Genomic DNA, 19057 nt, shown 5'->3' with positions numbered 1-19057 from the left:
TGACGCGAAGGGGCCGCCGGGTCGGAATCCGACCCGGCGGCCCCTTCGCCGTCGCCGACGCAGGTCAGCCCGTGGTGCGGCCGCTGCCCACCAGGAGGGGCTCCTCGTCGGCCGGGGTCGGCGTCTGGTCCTTCAGTCCCGGCCACCAGGCCCGGCGGCCGAGCAGCGTGGTGGTGGCGGGAACGAGGAACAGCGCCATGACGAAGGCGGTGAGCAGGATGCCGAACGCCACCGCGAAACCCATCTGCTGGAACATCGAGTTGTCCGCGAGCATCAGGACGCCGAAGGTGCCGGCGAGGATGATCGCGGCGGCGCTCATGGTCGGCGCCGACCGTGCCACGGCGTGCCTGATCGCCTCGCGGGGGTCGTTGCCCTCGCGGATCTCCTCGCGCAGCCGGGCGACCATCAGGATGTTGTAGTCGGTGCCGATGGCGACCACGAAGAGGTAGACCAGGATCGGCAGGCTGAACAGGACGCCGTTGGCGCCCTTGAGGTCCTGGAAGAGGAAGACCGTGGCGCCGAGGGTGCCGCCGAAGCCGAGGCCGACCGAGATCATCAGGAACCAGGGCGCGACCACGCTGCGCAGCAGCAGGCCGAGGATCAGCATGATGGCGAGGCCCGCGACCGGGAAGACCACGGTGTAGTCGTGCTCGACGGCGGTGCGGATGTCGGCCAGGACGGCGCTGGTGCCGCCGACCAGGGCGCGGGTGTCGGCCGGGGCGGCGGCGTGCGCCTGGTCCCGCAGGTGGCCGTCGACCAGGTCGATCGCCTTCTCCTCGGACGGCTTGTACTTCAGCGAGACGCTGTACCGGGCGACCGTGCCGTCGGCGGACGGCATCGCGGGGGAGACCTGGGCGACGTCCTCGATGCCGGCGAGCTTGTCCCGGTAGGCGGACAGCTGGTCGGCGGGCAGCTTGCCCCCGGAGGTGTTCTCCAGGAACACCAGGGTCGGATCGGCCTGGCCGGCGGAGAAGCCGCTCTGCAGGGTGTCCATCGCCTGGACCGACTCCAGGGTCTTCGGCAGCGAGCCGCCGGTGTCGAAGTCGGCCTTGAAGCCGAAGAGGCCGATCGAGAGGATCACCAGGAGACCGCCGGAGACGGCCGCGACCAGCCCGGGGCGGCGGGCCGTCAGCCCGCCCACCTTCTGGGCCAGGGCGTTCTTCGGCTCGCGCTTCCAGGCCTTGGAGGGCCAGAAGGCGGCCCGGCCGAGCAGCGCGAAGACGGCCGGGACCAGCGTGACGCCGGCGACCATGCTGACCGCGACCGCGATGGCGAGCGCCGGGCCCATGGCGCGAAGCATGCCCATGGTGGACAGTGTCAGCGCGAGGAAGGCAACCACCACGGCGCCGGCGGCGGAGGCGATGGTCTCGCCGACGCGGGCGACGGCCTCGGCCATCGCGGGGCGCGGCTCCATGCCGGCCCGCAGGAACTCGCGGTACCGGAAGAGCAGGAAGAGCAGGTAGTCGGTGCCGACGCCGAACAGCACCACGATCAGCATGGTCGAGACCGAGGAGTCGGCGGTCAGGCCGAAGACGGAGCTGACGGTGGAGATCAGCCCGGTCGCGGTCAGGTAGACCATCAGGATCACGAGCACCGGGAGCAGCGCGATCAGCGGGCTGCGGAAGATGACGCCGAGCAGGATGACGATCAGCAGCAGGGTCGCCATCATGATCATGCCGTCGGTGTTGCTGCCGGAGTCCTTGGAGTCCAGCGCGGAGGCGGACTGGCCGGTGATGCCGAGCTTGAGGCTGGTGCCGTTCAGGAGCTCCTTGGCGTCCGTGCGCAATTGCTTGACGTCGCTGGTGACGGGGTCGTCGTAGACCTCCTTGGTGTCGGCGTAGATGTTCGCCAGACCGATCTTCCCGTCGGGGGAGACCGCGTTCGGGTCGGTCTGCACCTTGTTGAGGTGGGCGTAGTGCTTGGCCTCCAGGCCGGCGGCGATCTTCGCCAGGTCGGCCTTGTCGGTGTCGGTGAGCGCGGCCCCGTCGGTGCGCTGGAAGACGCCGATCGCGGCGGGCTGGTCGGGCCCGGGGAAGGCGCGCTTCTGCACCTCCGTCACCTGGACCGACTCGTAGTGCGAGGGGAGGAACTCGGCCTGGTCGGTGGTCGACGTGAGCTTGGGCGCGAGCGCGCTCAGCGCGATCGCCGCGACGAGCCAGGCTGCGACGACCAGCCATGGCCGACGGACGACGAACCGCCCGATCTGTGTGAACATGACACTCCTTGACGTTCGAAGCCCCGGCATCAGAGGTGATGCCGGGCGGGCGATCCGAACCGATGGATGGTGCGCGATCAAGTTCGCGATCGCAGAGGGTGACGCTGCAGCATTGCACCGTGGCCTTATTGGCACCCGTGCCGTGGCAGCTTGTGGCCACTCGGCCCGGATCGTCCCGCTTGTCCGTCGTGGGCGGTTCAGCTTGCGGACGGCCGGGGGGTGGACCGTGGCGGCACGGGCCGGGCCCCGCCTACCGTCGATTCACTGTCGAGCGTTCAGGGAGGATGGCCGGTGCCGGGTACCGCGTCCACCGTGCGTGATCGGGGCGAGGAGCTGCAGGGCCTGCAAGTCGGCGCCCGCACCCAGGAGGGCGTGACCGCGCTGGCCGGCTACGGCGGCGTCTTCCGGTGCAACACCCGCGCCTCCGGCGTCATCCCGCTGCGCGCCGGCGTGCCGGGCGGCTCGCACTTCGTCTACGACGACGAGCACTCCTTGGTCGAGGAGGTCTGCCGCTGGCGGTCCGTCGGCGGCCGGGCCGGGCCGGGCGTGACAGCTTCCTGCGAGGCCGCTTGGTGTGAAAGCGGCCCGACTGGTACGAACAGCGCGAACTGGCAAGATCGAAAACGTGCGGCCTCGGCCGAGGGGAGGCGGCTGATGCACCAGGTGGTGTTCCGGATCCTCGGCCCCCTGGACGTCCAGGTGGACGGCCGGCCGGTACCGCTCTCCGGAGCGCGGCAGCGCACCATCCTGTCGATGCTGCTGCTCTCCGCCAATCGGGTCGTCTCGGTGGACACCCTCGCCGACGCGGTCTGGCAGGGCCGGCCGCCGAACACCTTCGTGAACCAGATCGCCATCTGCGTGTCCGGCCTGCGCAAGACCTTCAAGGCCGCGGTCGGCCAGGACGACCTGATCACCACCGTCCACCCCGGCTACCTGCTCGCGACCGGTGAACACCGGGTCGACGCGGTCGAGTTCGAGGAACTGGTGGGCCAGGCCCGGGAGGCGGTGCGGCAGCGGCGCACCGTCGAGGCCGTCGAACTGCTGGACGAGGCGCTCGGCCTGTGGCGCGGCGCCGCCCTGGAGGGTGTGGTCGGCGAACGCGTTGCGGCTGAGGCGGCCCGGCTCGGCGAGCTGCGGCTGGGCGTCTACGAAGAGTACACCGGGCTCCGGCTCGACCTGGGGCACCACCGCGAACTGGTGGGCGAACTCAGCTCCTTCATCAAGGAGAACGGGCTCCGCGAACAGGCCCGGGCGCAGCTGATGCTCGCCCAGTACCGCTCCGGGCGGCGGGCGGAGGCGCTGGAGACCTATCGGGAGGCCCGTCGGCTGTTCGTCGACGATCTCGGGATCGAACCCGGCCCGATGCTACGGAAGTTGCACGATGCGGTACTCGCCGACGAGTCATGGCTGACCGCGCCGCCCGCCGCGGTGACGATCGAGCAGCCGGCGTCCGGTCCGGTCGCCGCGGTCGCCGCGGCGGCGGCGATTCCCGCCCAACTCCCGGCCGACGTGGCCGCCTTCACCGGTCGGAGCGACGAACTCGCCGCACTGGACCGGATGCTGGACGAGCGCAGCAACAGCTCGGTGCTCCCGGTCGGCCTGATCACCGGAATCGGTGGAGTCGGGAAGACCGCGCTGGCCCGGCACTGGGCCCATCGGGTGGCCGCGCACTTCCCCGACGGCCAGCTCTTCGCCGATCTGCGGGGCTACGACGACTCCGAGGAGCCGCTCACCCCGAACGCCGTCCTGGACCGCTTCCTGCGCGCCCTCGGCGTACCCGCGGAGGAGATCCCCGCCGATCCGGTCGAGCGGGCCGACCGGTTCCGCAGCGAACTCGGCGGCCGACGCGTCCTGGTGGTCCTCGACAACGCCCGCTCCTACGCACAGATCCGCTGGCTGCTGCCGGGCAGCGGCCGGCACTGCGTCCTGGTCACCAGTCGCCATCCGGTCGAGAGCCTGGCCGGTGACCACGACTTCCTGCACCTGCCGCTCGGCGCGCTCGACCAGGGCGAGGCGGCCGAGCTGCTCACCAAGGTGGTGGGCGGCGAGCGGCTGTCGGCGGATCCGGAGAGCGTGCGCGAACTCGGCGCGCTCTGCGACGGCCTGCCGCTCGCCCTGCGCATCGCGGCGGCCCGGTTGGCCGGCAAGCCGCACTGGACGGTGCGACAGCTGGTGGACCGGCTGAAGGACCAGCACCGCCGACTGGACGAACTCAGCGAGGGCTCGCGCGGGGTGCGGGCCGGCTTCCGACTGAGTTACCGCGGCCTGTCCGCCGACGTGGCCCGGATGTACCGGCTGCTCGGCCTGCTGAACCTCCCCGACTTCCCGGCCTGGGTGGGCGCCGCGCTGCTGGACGTCGACCCACCGGACGCCGAGGACCTGATCGAGCAACTGGTCGACGCCCAACTGCTGGAAGTGGTCGCCGACCGGGGCAGCGGCCAGGTCCGCTACCGCTTCCAGGACCTGCTCCGGCTCTTCGCCGCCGAGTGCGCACAGGCGGAGGAGACCCCGCAGGCCCGGGCGGACGCGCAGCGCCGGGTGTTCGGCGCGCTGCTGTTCCTCGCCGAGGAGGCGCATCGGCGCATCTACGGCGGCGACTTCACCGTCGTGCACGGGCCCGGGCCGAGGCACCGGCTGCCGGACGAGCTGGTCGGCGCCCTGACGGCGGATCCGATGGCCTGGTTCGAACGTGAGCGGGCCTCGATCGTCGGCAGCATCGACCAGGCGGCCGAGTGCGGTGAGTCCGCGCTCGCCTGGGACCTGACGATGACCGGCGTTACGCTCTTCCAGAACCGCAACCACCCCGAGGACTGGCGCCAGTGCGCGGAGCGCGCGCTGGCCGCCGTCCGGCACGCCGACGACGCCCTCGGCGAGGCGGCGATGCTGCACTCGCTCAGCACTCTGGAGATCGTCCAGTTCCGCTGGACGGAAGCGGGCGCCCGGCTCGAACCGGCCCGGCGGCTCTTCGCGGAGCAGGGCGAGCGGCGCGGCGTGGCGCTCGTCCAGCGCAATCTCGCCCTGTACGAGCGCAACCGGGGCTCCCTGGCCGCCGCCCGGGAGGAGGGCTACCGGTCCCTGGCCGGCTTCCGGGAGGTCGGCGACCTCTACGCCGAGGCTCATGTGCTCGGTATCCTGGCCCGGATCGAGCTGGAGTACGGCGAGCCGGGCAACGGTCTGGAACTCGCCGAACAGGCCATCGCGGTCAACCTCCGGCTGGGGTCCGCCCGGGGCGAGGCACAGAGTACCGTCCGGCTGGCCGAGGTTCTGGTCAGCCAGGGGGAGGGCGAACGGGCCGAGGGGGCGAGCCGACGGGCGCTGGAACTGGTGCGCGCCGCAGGCGACTTGCACGGCGAGGCCCACTCGCTGCGCTGCCTTGGCGAGGCACTGTGGCGGCAGGCCCGACCGGCGGAGGCGGCCGACATCCTGCGGGGGGCACTGGCCGCCGCGGACCGGGTGACGGACCGCTTCCTGGCGGCCAGGGTCCGCACCCTGCTCGCGTGCGTGACGGGCCTGACGGGGGACCGGGTGGCGGCGGCAGGGCTTCTCGCCGCCGCGGCACGACAGTTCGAGGAGCTTGGCGCACCGGTGTGGCTGAAGCGGGTGACCGGGCTCGACCGGGTGGTGCGAGGCACCGGCGCACTCGCGTCCGAACGACTCTGGCAGCTGCTGGAGGTCGCGCCTAGCCGGCAGCGCGGCCGACAGGGGTGATGGTCCAGGGATCGTCGTTGTATCCGGTGGTCATGGGTTCTCCTCCCGCTCGCAGGCCCCGCCCACCGCCGACTGTAGCGAGCGGGGATTCCGAGCCTCTGTCGAAGTCCTTTCACATCGCGCGGCCCGGGCCGGAAACTCCATTGACAGGGCCGGGAAAGGACGGCTTCGTACAGTCGGGCGATCACAGTGTCAGCCGCGCGGAACGGATGTGTCATGTCTCACGTCGATACCCCGGGGGCCGGCGAGCAGCCGAGCACCCGGCAGGCCGCACCCGCCCTGGAGTTCCGTCTCCTCGGGCCGGTGGAGGCGATGGCCCCCGACGGTCGGGAGATCAGGCTGGACGGCACCAAGCAGCGCTCCGTCCTGGCCGCCCTGTTGCTGTCAGACGGCCAGTTGCTCCCCGACGAGCGGCTGAGTGCCCTGCTCTGGGGGTGGGAGCCGCCAGCCACCTGGAACGCCCAACTGCACACCTACGCGTCGCGGCTGCGCAACAGGCTCGGCCCGCGCGTCGACCTGGTCCGCCGCGCGCCCGGCTACCGGCTGGACATCGGTCCGGGCCGGGTGGACCTGCACGAGTTCCGTCGGGACGCCGACGCCGGCCGTCGGGCCCTGGAAGCCGGCGATTACGCCCGCGCGGCCGAACTGCTCTCCGCCGCACTGGCGCACTGGCGCGGCACTCCGCTCACCGGGGTCACCCCGCAGCTGGCCGAGAAGGAGCTGCCGGCGCTGGAGGAGAGCCGGCTCGCGGCCCTGGAGAACCGCATCGAGGCGGACCTCGCCCTGGGCGGTCACCGGGCGGCCGTCCCCGAACTGCGCGGGCTGGTCGCCGAGCGTCCGACCCGGGAGCGCCTGCGCGGGCAGCTGATGACCGCCCTCTACCGCTGCGACCGACAGAGCGACGCCCTGGAGGTGTACGACCAGGGGCGACGACTGCTCGCCGAGGAGCTGGGCGTCGACCCGGGCCCGACCTTGCGCGAGCTGCACCGACAGGTCCTCTCCGGCACCGTTCCCGGCCCGGCCGCCGCCGACCGGCCGACGGCTGCGCCCTCGGTCCCGAACCCGGTCCTGGTCCCGGTTCCGACCCCGGTCGGTGATGAGCGGTCGTCCGCGCGACCCACCAGCGCGTGGAGCGGGCTCGTGCCGGCGATGCTGCCGCCCGTCGTCGCCGACTTCGCCGGGCGGCAGCGCCACCTGGCGGCGCTGCAGGCCATCCTGGGCGGGGCGTCGCAGGACTTTCTGGCCGACCCTGCGGGTCCGGTCGGACCGATCGTGCTGACCGGCGGCGCCGGGTGCGGGAAGTCCGCGCTCGCCGTCCAGGCCTGCCACCTCGCCCGGCCGGCGTTCCCCGACGGTGTCCTCTACACGGACCTGCGCGGCCCCGACGGCCTCCCCTGTGACCCGGCCGAGGTGCTTCGCGCCTTCCTGCGCGCCCTCGGGGCCGACGCACGCGAGTTGCCCGACAGCCCGGACGAACTGGTCCGCCTCTACCGGAGCCGGCTGGCCGGACGGAAGGTCCTGGTGGTCCTGGACAACGCAGAGGACGAGCGGTCGGTCCGTCCGCTGCTCACCTCCGACGAGTGCGGCCGCACCGTCGTCACCAGCCGCTCCGCGCTCGGCACGATCGAAGGGGCGCAACGCTTCCGGGTAGGCCCGCTGGACTTTCCGGAGGCCTACCAACTGCTCGCTACGGCCGGCCGGGACCGGGTGAGCGCGGATCCGGCGGCTACCGCCCGGATCGTCGAACTCTGCGACCGGCTGCCGCTCGCCCTGCGGATCTGTGCCGGCCGGCTGGCCGCCCGACCGCACTGGACGACGGCCAGGCTGGCCGATCGCCTCACCCCGGTCGAGCACCGGCTGGACGAACTGCGCCTCGGAGAGCTGGACGTCCGGGCCAGCCTGGCCGCGGACCTGTCGCGAGTCCACCCGGCCGCCCGTACCGCCCTGCGGGCCCTTGCCCGGGCCGGGGCCGGCAGTGTCACCCCCGAGGACGCCGCCGCGCTGCTCCGCTCGTCCGAGCGCGAGGCGGAGGACGTGCTGGAACTGCTGACCGAGGCCGGGCTGCTGACCGCCGACCCGGCCGAACTTCGCTACCGCATCACGTCGCTGGTCCGTCTGGTCGCCCGGGAGCAGCCGGCGGCCGCGCTCGTCGCTTGAGTCATCCTGCTGCCCTGCTTTGCCCTGCCTGGCAGGGCCGTCGGCCGGGGCCGGTCAGCCGCAGCCACCGGCGTGGCCGACATCCAGACTGCGGGTCGGCATCGGCGCGGCCGTCGCCAGCAGGTCCGGGTCGCTGAGAAGAAGTTCGATGTCGATGTAATCCGGGACCGCCTGTTCGGTCACGGCGGTGTCAGCGGTCGTCATCTCCATGGTGGCCTCCGGTCCCATCTCGCGGATTTCCTGATCGCGAGACAAGGATCCAGCCGGTGGCTATGGTGCCCCTATCAGTCCTCTGCGGGCCGCTGTCGGATTCCGACAGTTTCCCTATAGAGGTCCTATGGACCTCCCGGGCAACGTTCCGACGTGGACACCAGGATCAGGGACGTGATCGTTCTCGGCAGTGGCCCGGCGGCCTGGATGAGCGCGGCCTATCTGGCCCGGGAGCTCCAGGGCACGGTATCCGTGACGGTTCTCGAGGAGCCGGAGAACGCCTCCGGACACGGCGTGGAGAGCGTGCTCCCGTCCTTCTCGGGGTTCCTGGACGTCCTCGGGATCGCCGACACCGACTGGGTGCGGGCCTGTGCGGCGACCTTCCGCACGGCCGACCGGTACGTGAACTGGCGGACCGCGGGGCCCGCCGAGGCACGCCCCCGGGAGCTGCCCGGAGCCCGGCCCGACGCCTTCTACCACCCCTTCGGGCTGCTCCCCGAGCACGACCGGCTGCCGCTCTCGCACTACTGGCAGCACCGCCGGCACCGGGGGGAGACCACGGAGCCCTTCGACTACGCCTGCTTCCGCGAGCCCCCACTGCTGGACGCCCGCCGCTCCCCGTGCTGGTTCGACGGCCGGCCCGCGACCCGCTACGGCTGGCACGTCGACCGCCAGGTGCTCACCGGCTTCCTGCGCCGCCACGCCACCGCCCGGCCCGGGGTGAGGCGGGCACGGGGCGCCCTGGCCGCGGTCGAACGGGACGGGCACCACGACCTGGTGGCGCTGCGCACCACCGCCGGCGAGCGCCTGAGCGGCCAGCTGTTCCTGGACTGCACCCCCGGCCGCCGTCTGATCGGCGAGGTCCTGGCCGAGCCTTTCCTCGATCTGCGCGGGCAACTGCCGTGTGATGCGGCGGTGTCGGTGAACGTCCCGCAGCCGGACGCCCGCCGCCGGGGCATCGAGCCGCACAGCACGCTGCTCGCGATGCCGGCCGGGCGGGCCGGGCTCCACCCGGTGCTGGGCCGCGCGGGCGCCGACTACGTCTACGCGCGCGAGTTCGCCACCCGCGATGATGCGGCCCGGGGCCTCTGTCGGCTCTGGGGCCTGGATCCGGAGCAGACCGAGGTCCACCACCTGGAGCAGCACCCCGGGCGGGTGCGTCGGGCGTGGGTGCGCAACTGCGTGGCCGTCGGCCCGGCGGCGGGCGTGCTGGAGCCCGGCCCGGCGGGTGGGTTGCAGTTGGTGGTCCGTACGCTCCAGCTGCTGGTGGGCCACTTCCCCGCCGGGCCGCTCCGCCCGGTCCTGACCGAGCGCTTCAACCGGGCGGTGGCCTGCTCGTTCGACGAGGCGCGGGACTTCGTCCAGATCGGCTACGCCTGCTCACCGCGGACGGACACGCCGTTCTGGCGCGCTGCCCGGGGGCTGTCCCTCTCGGGCGGGGTGCGGACCAGGATCGAGCTCTACCGGGCCGGGCTGACCACCGGATCGGTGCTGGCGGAGGAGGCCCGCTACTACCGGCGCAGCCGGGAGGAGCCGATCAGCCCGTGGAGCGACTCCGACTACTACTGCGTCCTGTCCGGCCTCGGGCTGGAGACCGACGGTCCGCCACCGGCCCTCGCCCATCGGCCCGAATCGGTGCGTGGCGCCGGACCGGTCTTCGACCGCGTCCGGCGCCAGCAGCGGAACCTGCTGGACACCCTGCCCGACGCCTACGCGTGTCTGCGCCGGCTGCACGGGCGGTGAGACGCCGCGAGAGGTGCCCCCGGCGGGGGTACCTCTCGCGGCCGGACCGGTCGTCAGGGATCAGCTGTCGATCAGCCGGGCGAACGTGACGGTGTCGAAGACGTCCTCCATCCGGACGGCACGACCGTCGCGGAAGCTCCAGGAGTGGATGAACGGCAGGGTCTCGGTGTGGCCGCTCAGTGAGGTGACGGCGCGGACGCCGAACACCACCACGCGGTCGCCGGAATGGACGAACTCCTGGGGTTCGAGTCGCATCCCGCCCAGGACGGCCGGGACCCTGGCCAGGAAGTCCAGCACGCCCTGGTGACCGATCTTGGTGCCGCCCAGTCCGTACTCGGCGAGGCCCTCGGGGTGGACCCATTCGATGCCAGGGTCCATGGTCGCCAGCAGCGCGGTCACGTCCCGGTCGTGGAAGGCGCGGTAGGCGGCGTGGACGACGGCGAGGTTGTCGTTCTCTCGGGGCATGTGCGGGCTCCTCAGTGCTCGGCGTGCTCGGACCCGGCGTACTCGGGCCTGAGGTGATCGGGGTGGAGGGCCGCGAGGGTGCGGCGGATTCCCTCGCGCCAGTGGACCTCGCAGGGGCCGGTCAGCCGGCGGCGCAGTGTGGGGTCGAACTGGTAGGTCTCCCGGGTGACTTCGCTCGGAACCAGCTTCGCGGGCACCCCGGTCAGCTCTTCGAGATAGCGGACGCAGTCGGTGATTCCGACCGCCTCGTCGCCACCCCAGTTGGTCAGGGTCGCGGGCACCGAGGCGGCGTCCCACAGTCGGGGCACCTGCGAGACGAGGTCGCTGGTGTAGAGGGGGGAGCACCAGTTCTGCCCCTCCAACGGCACCGGGATGGGCTGTCCGGCGAGCATCCGCTGGAAGTACAGCATCGGCACGCCGCCGTAACCCCCGGGGCCGTAGGCGATGTTGAGCCGGGCGATGGTGGTCGGCAGGCCGAGCACCCGGGCCATGGCCCGGACGGCCCCCTCGGTCGCGATCTTGCCGACCGGGTAGGCCGGAAGCCAGTCCGCGACGCCGTCCACCGGATCGTCCTCGGTGTAGGCGTGGTCGAGCGTCTGCCGTGCGTACAGCGCGCCGGTCGACACGAACAGGAAGGACTCGGCGGTGCGGCAGTGTGCCATCAGCCGGCCGGTGGCCGTGACGTTGACGTCGATCGTCCGGTTGAAGTCGCCGTCCTCGCCGCGCCTGACCGCGGAGTGGATGACGTGGGTGAAGTCCTCCGGCAGGCCCTTCAACGCGTGCTCGGAGTCGTCCTCCATGTCCCACCGCCAGGTCGTCACGCCCCGCGCCCGGAGCTCGTCCGCCACCCCCGGAGTGCCGAAGCGGCCGATGCACCAGACGTCGTTCTCCGCGGCGAGCGCCTCCGCGACCGGCCGGGCGACCTGACCGGTACCGCCGGTCACCAGGATCTTCTTGCCCCTCACTTGCCCTCTCCCATCGCCCGGTCCAGCTCCTTGCGCAGAATCGCCTGGAAGGCCGCCACGTGCTGCGGCCCCATCAGCGTGTAGTGCTCACCGGGAACGTCCACGTACCGGTTGGGACCGTCGGTGAAGTCGTCCCAGCGGCGCAGCTCGTTCTCCAGCCAGTCCTCCTTGGTGCCCCGCAGCGGCACCGCGTAGAAGACCGTCATCTCGCGGACCCTGCCGGCGGGCCGGTAATCGCGGCCCAGGTCGGTGAGCCGGTCGGCGATCTCCGCCCAGGCGCCGAACCGGTCGGCGTCCAGGTCGAGTTCGGCGACCCGCTCGGCCGGGGCGACGGCGAGCAGGCGGGCCAGCTGCTCCTCCCGGGGCAGCCCGCGCAGCTGGCCGGGCAGCTCCAGGGACTGCTTCCTGTCGATCAGCGCCATGAAGAACGCCAGGTTGACGGCGGTCTCGGCGAAGTCCAGCTCGTCCATCCGGTACCTGATGTGCGGCGGCAGGTTGAAGCTGCCGACGAAGTCGACCCGCTCGCCCTGCTCCTCCAGCACCTTGGCGATCTCGAAGGCCACCGCGCCGCCGTAGGAGTAGCCGGCGACGGCGTACGGGCCGTGCGGCTGCCTGGCCCGGATCGCGGCCACATAGGTGTCGACCATCTCCTCGAAAGTCCGGAACGGCTTCTCGCCGTCGTTGAAGCCCCGGGCGCGCAGGGCGTAGAACGGCCGGTCACCCACGAAGTACTGGGCGAGGTTGACGAAGACCAGCACCTCGCCGACACCGGGGTGGACGCAGAACAGCGGTGTCTTGTCGCCGCTCAGCTGCATCGGCACGATCGGGTCGAAGTCGGGCTCACCGGGCCCCCGCGGCCCGGTGAGCCGGGCGGCGAGCGACCGGACGGTGGGTGAGGTCAGGACGGTGATGATCTGCAGACCGGGCACGCCCAGGCGCTGTGCCACCAGGCTGCGCAGCCGCAGGATGTCCAGCGAGGTGCCGCCGAGGTCGAAGAAGCTGGCGGTGGCGCTGATCAGAGCCGGGTCGGTGTCGAAGAGCTCGCCGTAGATCCCGGCGAGGACCTGCTCGGTCTCGCCTTCCGGTGCGGCGTGACCGCCAAGCCGATGAAGCGTCAATTCCCTTACTTCGTGCACATCTTGTTCGTACCGGCCGGTCTCCAGCCGGTTGCGCATCAGCGAGCGCTGGATCTTTCCGAGGCTGGTCTTGGGAAAGGTCTCGGCGGGCAGCGGCAGGATCAGGGCGGGCCGGAAGCCCCACTGCAGCACCACGCTGCTGCGAACCGCGGCCAGGACCCGGTAGAGGCCGGCCTCGTCCTCCCACGGCACCTCCGGGCAGAAGGCGATCACCAGCTGCTCGGTGTCGCTGCCGGCCGGGCGGGTGGGGAACGCCGCGACGTAGGAACGGGCGACACCGTCCAGCCGCTCCAGCACGGCCTCGATCTCGTGGCTGAAGTAGTTGACGCCGTTGACGATGACGCTGTCCTTGCTGCGGCCGACGAGGGTGAGTCGCCCGCCGTCGATCCGGCCGAGGTCGCCGCTGCGGAACCAGCCGTCGGCGGTGAAGGCCTCCCGGGTCGCCTGCTCGTTGTTGTGGTAGCCGCCGGTGATCATCGGGCCGTTCAGCTGGAGTTCGCCCACCTCGCCCTCGGGCAGTGCGCGGTCCTCGTGGCCGACGACCCGCATCCGCAGCCCGGCGACCGGGGTACCGAGGTTGGCGAACTCCTCGCCCTCGTCGGCCTGGGGGAACGCGAGCGAGTAGATGCTGCCGGCGCAGGTCTCGGTCATGCCGAACGCGGGCCAGAGCGCGGTGGGGGCGAGCCCGTACGGCGCGAACCGGTCCAGGAAGGTCCGGCCGGTGGCGCAGACCACGGCCTCGCCGCCGCTGACGATGTGCCGCAGTCCGGTCAGGTCAAGCTGCTCCAGCTCCTCCTCCGGCGCCCGGTCAACGGCGGAGTTCAGCAGTCCCAGAAGGAAGTTGGGGGTGAAGGTCGTGGTCACCCGGTGCTCGGAGGCGAGCCGCAGGAACTCCAGGGGCTCCCCGAGGACGACCTGCGCCGGCACGTGGACCTGGCGGCAGCCGGCCGAGAGCGGCAGCAGATGGCACTCCAGCAGGGCGGCGACATGGTCGAACGAGACCCAGTTGAGGCTGGTGTCGGCGGCGGTGAGGCGGTGGCAGCCGTTCTTTCCGGCCATGGACGCCAGCAGGTTGGCGTGGCTGAGCCTGACCGCCTTGGAGTTGCCGGTCGAGCCGGAGGTCAGGATGAGCACGGCCAGGTCCTCCGGTGCTGCCCGGTAAAGCTCCTCGGCGGGCTCCGGCGCGGCCTCGGACAGCGACGCGAGGGTGGCGACGGCAAGGCCTTCCACCGCGGGCAGTTCGGCCGCGATCGTCTCGCTGGTGATTACCAGAGGGTGGTCCAGCAGTCCGTTGACATGGGTGAGTTGGGTGTTCCAGCGGTCCTGGTCGCCGCGCAGCGGCGCCATCGGGCAGGGGACGAAGCCACCGAGTACCGCGGCCCAGAACGCGGCGAGGAAGTCGGGCTGGTGCTCCAGCAGGAGCACGACCTTGTCCTGCGGCCGGACTCCGCGGGCGCGCAGTCCGGCGAGCACGAGGCGTGCCTCCTGCAGCAGTTCGGAGTGGCTCTGGTCGCGGTAGCCGGTGCCGGCCGCACCGGAGCAGTAGCGGATCCCGGTGCCGGGGTGGTCGGTTGCGGCGCGAAGTAGCAGGTCGGCGACGGTCTTTGGGGGGAATTCCATGGTTTTCTCCAGTGCCTTGGCTGTCGGCGGACGGGCGTGGATCGGGAGAAGACCGCTTTTCCGGTGGATTCCGGCATAGCGGTGGACCATTCGGGGAAGGTATGAGGGGAAGATGGGACAGATTCAATCCGGGTGGGCCGGTACTGGCCAGCGGTAACCCGGTCGCCATGGGGCGGTTGTGGCGGTTGCGGTCACGGGGGGAACCGTAGGTCGGCCCCCGGTCGGGGTGGCGGGTGCTGGCCTGAAGCGGCGCCGCGCACTCACGGCACGTGAGGGGCGGATTGCCGCCGGTGCCGAAAGCGGAGCGAGCGACCATCTCTTCGGCAAGGAGTCGGCAGCTTGCTGACGAAGTATCCGTTCCGCCGATGCTGCGGGTAAAGCTCTGGTATCAGCGCTCCCGCCGTCGAGGTGGGCCTCTCGTTGACTGAGCGAACGACGCAAACTAGTGTTGCGGCGATCTTTGGCCCGTACACGCGAATCTGGTTTATCCCTGAACAGTCGACTCGGTCCGTCCAGCGGTGTGTCCGAAAACCGCTTGACGAAAATCGATGGCTGCGATCGCGTGTAGGGGAGCAACACGGGGTGGATCAACGGGGGCGATGGCAGTGGTACATGCATCAGGTGTGGGCGCGTCGGAGGCGGGCGACCCGCGGGCACACGCGGAACACGTGGAGCAGGCCCTTTTACAGGCCCGCGCTCTGATCGAGTCGACCGTCTCGTTGCACCGGCAGAGGGTCGGCGGTCACCCTCTCGTGACGCGGACCGACACCGACGCGATGGGCGGGGCCCTTGACGGGCTGGTCGGTGGGGCCCGTCGGTCGGTGAGCGTGACACTCACCGCCACGAGTGAGTTCGCCACCCTGACGACCCAGGCGCTGACCCGGCTGGCGGTCCGCGGGGCGTCCGACTTCGTCCGCTCGGGTGCGGACCCGGCGGCCGAGGGCGCAGTCGTGGTGCGGGTGCTCTGCTCCGGCGCCGCGACCGACGCCGCCCTCGCCCTGGCCCGGCGGCTGAAGGGGCTCCGGGTCGAAGTGCGGATCTCCGAGGCCGAGTTGCGCGAGGCGCTGCTCGTCGACGGCCGCGGCGCACTGGTCCGATCGGCTGCGCAGGACTGCGCCGGCCATGCCGTCCTGGTGAAGGATCCGGCCGTGGTCCGCGCCCTCGACCTGCTCGTCGCCGGCGCGTGGTCCCGTGCCCGTCCGCTGCTCGACCACCTCGGCCTGAGCCCGAGGCTCTGCAAGGAGCCGACCCGGCGCATCCTGGAGATGCTCCGCGAGGGCCACACCGACGAGGCGGCCGCGCAGGAGCTGAACGTCTCGCTCCGCACCTACCGCCGTCACGTGGCCGACATCATGCGCGAACTCGGAGCCGCGTCCCGCTTCCAGGCGGGCGTTCGAGCGGTCGAGCTGGGGCTTCTCTCCGCGAACGGCTGACCAGTCCGGGCGGATGCCCCTGCACCGGCCAGGAGTGTGCCCGCGCAGCGGGCGAATCGATCAGAACTGTTGAGGGGACATGGGCGACGTGTCGAACCGGGCCGCTGACGAGCTAGAGGAGGCACTGCTCGGGGTGAGCGCACTGATCGAGTCCACCGTCGTGATGCACCGCGACCGGTACTCGGACGACCGGCTCATCACCACGGTAGGCGGGCGGTACGACGCCATCCTCGACACGGCCGAGGAGATGATCACGGGGGCCCGGACGAGCATCGAGATCATGCACGCCCGCCGCCTCCAGGGCGAGGAGCGGGAGGACCGCGCCGAGCGGGAGCTGCTCTACAACGCGGACCCCACCGTCGGAGTGCGCCTGCTCACCGCCCCCGAGCTGCTCGACGAGGACTTCGTCCGCGAGCAGCTCGGCCGGGAGCACCCCGTCGCGATCAGGGTCGCGAGGGTCCCCCCACTCCAGGCGATCATCGTCGACCAGACGGCCGCGCTGGTCGTCACCGGGTCGGTGGCCGCCCGTCACTCCTCGGTGATCCGGGTGCCCGAGGTGATCCACACGCTCCGCATCCTGTTCGAGAACGTCTGGCGCACCGCCGTGCCCGCCAACGAGCGGATCGTCTTCGGCGACCGGACACGGGCGGCCTTCGCCCGCCAGATCCTCGGCGCCCTGCGGGCCGGCGTCACCGACGAGGTCGCCGCCCGCGACCTGACCGTCTCGGTGCGCACCTACCGGCGCTACGTCGCGGAGATCATGACGCTGCTGGGCGCGTCCTCCCGCTTCCAGGCCGGGGTCCGCGCGGCCGAGCTGGGCCTGCTGCCCCCGGCCGGTCCGGATGGCCGCCCCGCCCCGGCCCGCTCTGGCCCGGACCAGCCCCGCACCGGCTGAGCGGGGCCCCAGCCGTGGGGCCGTACGGCCCCACGGCCCGGCGGCGCCGGTCACACCCAGGGGTCGTCGTACATGGCCACCGCCACCACGGTGGAGGACACCTGCGCGGACCCGGCCTGGTCGGTGCCCTGGGACGGCAGGGCGACCGTGACCGCTCCGGTGACCGCGAGGAGCATCGCCGTACGGGCGACCAGCTGGCGGGCGCGGGTCCGGGCGGCTGAGGCGCTGCGGTTCACGGGTTCTCCTCGGACTCCTGGGGCAGGCGCTCGGTGCCTGCGACCTCACGCCGAGAACGCTACGGACGACCGATTCCGGGGCCCTTTCGAATCGCTTTCACAGGCCTTCGTCGTCGCCCCGCACCTTCGGCCGGGCTTCCGCCTGCTCGTCCTGGTGCGAGACGATCAGTTCGGTCAGCACGTCGATGTACGCGGCCAGCACCTCGGTCCAGGGTGTGTCGCCCTCCTGGAACCGCGACTCCTGCTCGCAGGCGTTGTCCTGCTCGATCCGGTCCAGGACCGTCAGCGGGTGGGGGACTCGAACTCCGTCGACCCGGTCGTCGTGCATTTCTCCTCCTGAGTGTGGAGTCGGCTGTGTCCTATTCCCCGTACGCCGAGCTTGGGCGGCCATGGTATGGCGCACCTTTAATCAACCTATATTTCCGGCGGTCCATGCCTCTGTGTGGCATTCCGGGCGGGCGTGCCCACCCCGTCCGCCGCCTGCTCGACGTGCTCAAGGTGGACGGCGCCGCCACCGTCGGCCTGCTGGCCGAGCGCACCGGCCAGGCGGTCGGCAACGTCAGCCACCACCTCAAGGTGCTGGCCGGGGCCGCCCTGGTCGAGCAGGCGCCCGAGCTGGCCCGGGACCGCCGCGAGCGGTGGTGGCGCCTGACCTCCGCCAGCCTGCGCTGGACGCGGGCCGACTTCGAGGGCGACCCCGTTGCCGAGGTCGTCGCCGACGCCGCCGGCTCGCTCCAGCTGGAGCGCCAGGCGGTCCTGGCTCACCGCGCGACAGGAGTATGACCCCGCGTGGCGCGAGGGCTGCGCCGTCGCCACCGAGACCTGGCTGCGGCTCACCCCCGAGGAGGCGCGGGAGCTGGCGGGCGAGCTGGTCGAGGTGTTGGAGTCGAGGTGTTGGAGAGGTGGGCCGGCCGGCCGGTGCCCGATGACGGGCGGCCGCGGAAGTCGGTGTTCGCCTTCGCCCACAGCGTCCCGGCCCGGCCGTGACGGCCGCCGCCTCCGGGCCCGTCCTGGCCTCGGCCGGTGCATCAGCCGGTGCACCGGCCCGCTCCCGATGAGGCCTGCTCGCCCAGCGCGACTTCCGGCTGCTCTGGGCCGGTGAGAGCCGGGACCTGCCCTCGGGACCGGCGCTCGTCGATCGGATCGTACGATGACTACTCTGCCGTCCTGCCGTCACCTCGCCTTCCCTTTCCCTCCCACAGCTCGGACCGATCACCCATGCCGCTTCCCAAGGCCGAACTCCACCTGCACATCGAAGGCACGCTGGAGCCCGAACTCGCCTTCGCCCTCGCCGCGCGGGGCGGCGTCACCCTCCCGTACGCCGACACCGAGGAGCTGCGCCGCGCGTACTCCTTCACCGACCTGCAGTCCTTCCTGGACCTCTACTACGCGCTGATGGCCGTGCTGCGCACCGAGCAGGACTTCGCCGACCTCGCCGACGCCTACCTGGCCCGGGCCGCCGCGCAGGGCGTGCGGCATGCCGAGATCTTCTTCGACCCGCAGGCGCACACCGCCCGCGGCGTGCCCCTCGGCGTCGTGGTGGAGGGCCTCGGCCGCGCGCTGGACCGGAGTGAGGAGCGGTACGGCGTCAGCACCCGCCTGATCATGTGCTTCCTGCGGGACGAGTCCGCCGAGTCCGCGCTGGAGACCTTCGAGGCGGCCCGCCCGTACTTCGGCCGGATCACCGGCATCGGCCTCGACTCGGCGGAGGTCGGCCACCCGCCCGCCAAGTTCCGTGAGGTCTACCGCCTGGCGGCCGAGGCCGGCCTGCACCGCGTCGCCCACGCCGGCGAGGAGGGCCCCGCCGCCTACATCACCGAGGCCCTCGACGTCCTCGGGGTCGAGCGGATCGACCACGGCCTGCGCTGCCTGGAGGACCCGGACCTGGTCGACCGCCTCGTCCGCGAGCAGATCCCGCTCACCCTCTGCCCGCTCTCCAACGTCCGCCTCCGCTGCGTCGACACCCTGGCCGACCACCCCCTCCCGGCCATGCTCGCCGCCGGCCTCCTGGTCACCGTCAACTCCGACGACCCCGCCTACTTCGGCGGCTACGCGGACGACAACTTCCGCGCCGTCGAGGAGGCCCTGAAGCTCGACCGCGAGAAGCTGCGCCTGCTCGCCGCCAACTCCTTCCGCGCCTCCTTCCTGGACGAGCCCCGCCGCGCCGCCCTCCTCGCCGAGGTGGCGGCCTACGCGTTCGAGCCCATCGACGCCTTGGAGCCCGTCGACGCCTGACCGGTGTCCTCAAGGCCGGCGCCTTCCCGGCCGGCGCCT

Annotated in this window: 14 protein-coding genes; 7 read left to right on the top strand and 7 right to left on the bottom strand. The window is 72.0% G+C overall.

Annotation, left to right across the window (positions count from 1 at the left end):
• Positions 1 to 64: 64 nt before the first annotated feature.
• Positions 65 to 2215: an MMPL family transporter gene (locus ACZ3YO_RS22725; protein WP_465572114.1), complete on the bottom strand. Its 2151-nt coding sequence runs from the start codon at positions 2213 to 2215 to the stop codon at positions 65 to 67.
• A gap of 312 nt (positions 2216 to 2527) precedes the next feature.
• Here ACZ3YO_RS22725 and ACZ3YO_RS22720 point away from each other — a divergent pair, with 312 nt between their 5' ends.
• Together ACZ3YO_RS22720 and ACZ3YO_RS22715 are read left to right on the top strand one after the other, a co-directional pair.
• Positions 2528 to 5923, top strand: coding sequence for an AfsR/SARP family transcriptional regulator (locus ACZ3YO_RS22720; protein ID WP_465572112.1), 3396 nt, complete (start codon positions 2528 to 2530; stop codon positions 5921 to 5923).
• A 216-nt stretch (positions 5924 to 6139) separates the two neighbouring features.
• Complete coding sequence (locus ACZ3YO_RS22715) at positions 6140 to 8080, top strand: AfsR/SARP family transcriptional regulator (RefSeq protein WP_465572108.1); 1941 nt, start codon at positions 6140 to 6142, stop codon at positions 8078 to 8080.
• A gap of 54 nt (positions 8081 to 8134) precedes the next feature.
• Here the strand turns inward: ACZ3YO_RS22715 and ACZ3YO_RS22710 are convergent, their stop codons facing one another.
• Complete coding sequence (locus ACZ3YO_RS22710) at positions 8135 to 8290, bottom strand: hypothetical protein (protein WP_465572105.1); 156 nt, start codon at positions 8288 to 8290, stop codon at positions 8135 to 8137.
• A gap of 153 nt (positions 8291 to 8443) precedes the next feature.
• Between ACZ3YO_RS22710 and ACZ3YO_RS22705 the strand changes: the two genes are divergently transcribed.
• Entirely contained in the window at positions 8444 to 10033 is a 1590-nt protein-coding gene (locus ACZ3YO_RS22705) for a tryptophan halogenase family protein (RefSeq protein WP_465572102.1), read from the top strand.
• A 60-nt stretch (positions 10034 to 10093) separates the two neighbouring features.
• On the opposite strand, the gene ACZ3YO_RS22700 is transcribed toward ACZ3YO_RS22705, so the two are convergent.
• The 3 genes from ACZ3YO_RS22700 to ACZ3YO_RS22690 are packed head-to-tail and all read right to left on the bottom strand — an operon-like array spanning position 10094 to position 14219.
• Positions 10094 to 10498 (bottom strand): nuclear transport factor 2 family protein, encoded by a 405-nt coding sequence (locus ACZ3YO_RS22700; RefSeq protein ID WP_396320969.1) that lies wholly within the window; start codon positions 10496 to 10498, stop codon positions 10094 to 10096.
• 11 nt (positions 10499 to 10509) lie between these two features.
• Complete coding sequence (locus ACZ3YO_RS22695; RefSeq protein WP_465572097.1) at positions 10510 to 11463, bottom strand: NAD-dependent epimerase/dehydratase family protein; 954 nt, start codon at positions 11461 to 11463, stop codon at positions 10510 to 10512.
• Positions 11460 to 14219, bottom strand: coding sequence for an alpha/beta fold hydrolase (locus tag ACZ3YO_RS22690; RefSeq protein ID WP_465572094.1), 2760 nt, complete (start codon positions 14217 to 14219; stop codon positions 11460 to 11462). The genes ACZ3YO_RS22695 and ACZ3YO_RS22690 overlap by 4 nt, the downstream gene beginning before the upstream one ends.
• An 821-nt stretch (positions 14220 to 15040) precedes the next feature.
• Here ACZ3YO_RS22690 and ACZ3YO_RS22685 point away from each other — a divergent pair.
• Positions 15041 to 15652 (top strand): LuxR C-terminal-related transcriptional regulator, encoded by a 612-nt coding sequence (locus ACZ3YO_RS22685; protein ID WP_465572091.1) that lies wholly within the window; start codon positions 15041 to 15043, stop codon positions 15650 to 15652.
• Positions 15653 to 15731: 79 nt separating this feature from the next.
• A complete protein-coding gene (locus ACZ3YO_RS22680; RefSeq protein ID WP_465572089.1) occupies positions 15732 to 16547 on the top strand; it encodes a LuxR family transcriptional regulator in 816 nt (271 codons plus the stop codon).
• 50 nt (positions 16548 to 16597) lie between these two features.
• On the opposite strand, the gene ACZ3YO_RS22675 is transcribed toward ACZ3YO_RS22680, so the two are convergent.
• The gene (locus ACZ3YO_RS22675; protein ID WP_465572086.1) at positions 16598 to 16783 is read right to left on the bottom strand and encodes a hypothetical protein; all 186 of its coding nucleotides are present in this window, start codon (positions 16781 to 16783) and stop codon (positions 16598 to 16600) included.
• A gap of 97 nt (positions 16784 to 16880) precedes the next feature.
• Positions 16881 to 17111, bottom strand: coding sequence for a DUF6269 family protein (locus ACZ3YO_RS22670; RefSeq protein WP_465572084.1), 231 nt, complete (start codon positions 17109 to 17111; stop codon positions 16881 to 16883).
• 104 nt (positions 17112 to 17215) lie between these two features.
• Here ACZ3YO_RS22670 and ACZ3YO_RS22665 point away from each other — a divergent pair, with 104 nt between their 5' ends.
• Together ACZ3YO_RS22665 and ACZ3YO_RS22660 are read left to right on the top strand one after the other, a co-directional pair.
• Positions 17216 to 17566, top strand: a complete 351-nt coding sequence (locus ACZ3YO_RS22665) for an ArsR/SmtB family transcription factor (RefSeq protein ID WP_465572081.1) — start codon at positions 17216 to 17218, stop codon at positions 17564 to 17566.
• A 435-nt stretch (positions 17567 to 18001) separates the two neighbouring features.
• Positions 18002 to 19018 carry an adenosine deaminase gene (locus tag ACZ3YO_RS22660; protein WP_465572078.1) on the top strand — a complete coding sequence of 339 codons (1017 nt, stop codon included), beginning with the start codon at positions 18002 to 18004 and terminating at the stop codon, positions 19016 to 19018.
• The last annotated feature ends 39 nt before the right edge of the window (positions 19019 to 19057 follow it).

Source organism: Kitasatospora sp. NPDC022785 (genome assembly GCF_055561295.1).
The sequence above is the reverse complement of the archived record's forward strand: the minus strand, read 5'-3'. Positions and strand labels throughout refer to the sequence as shown.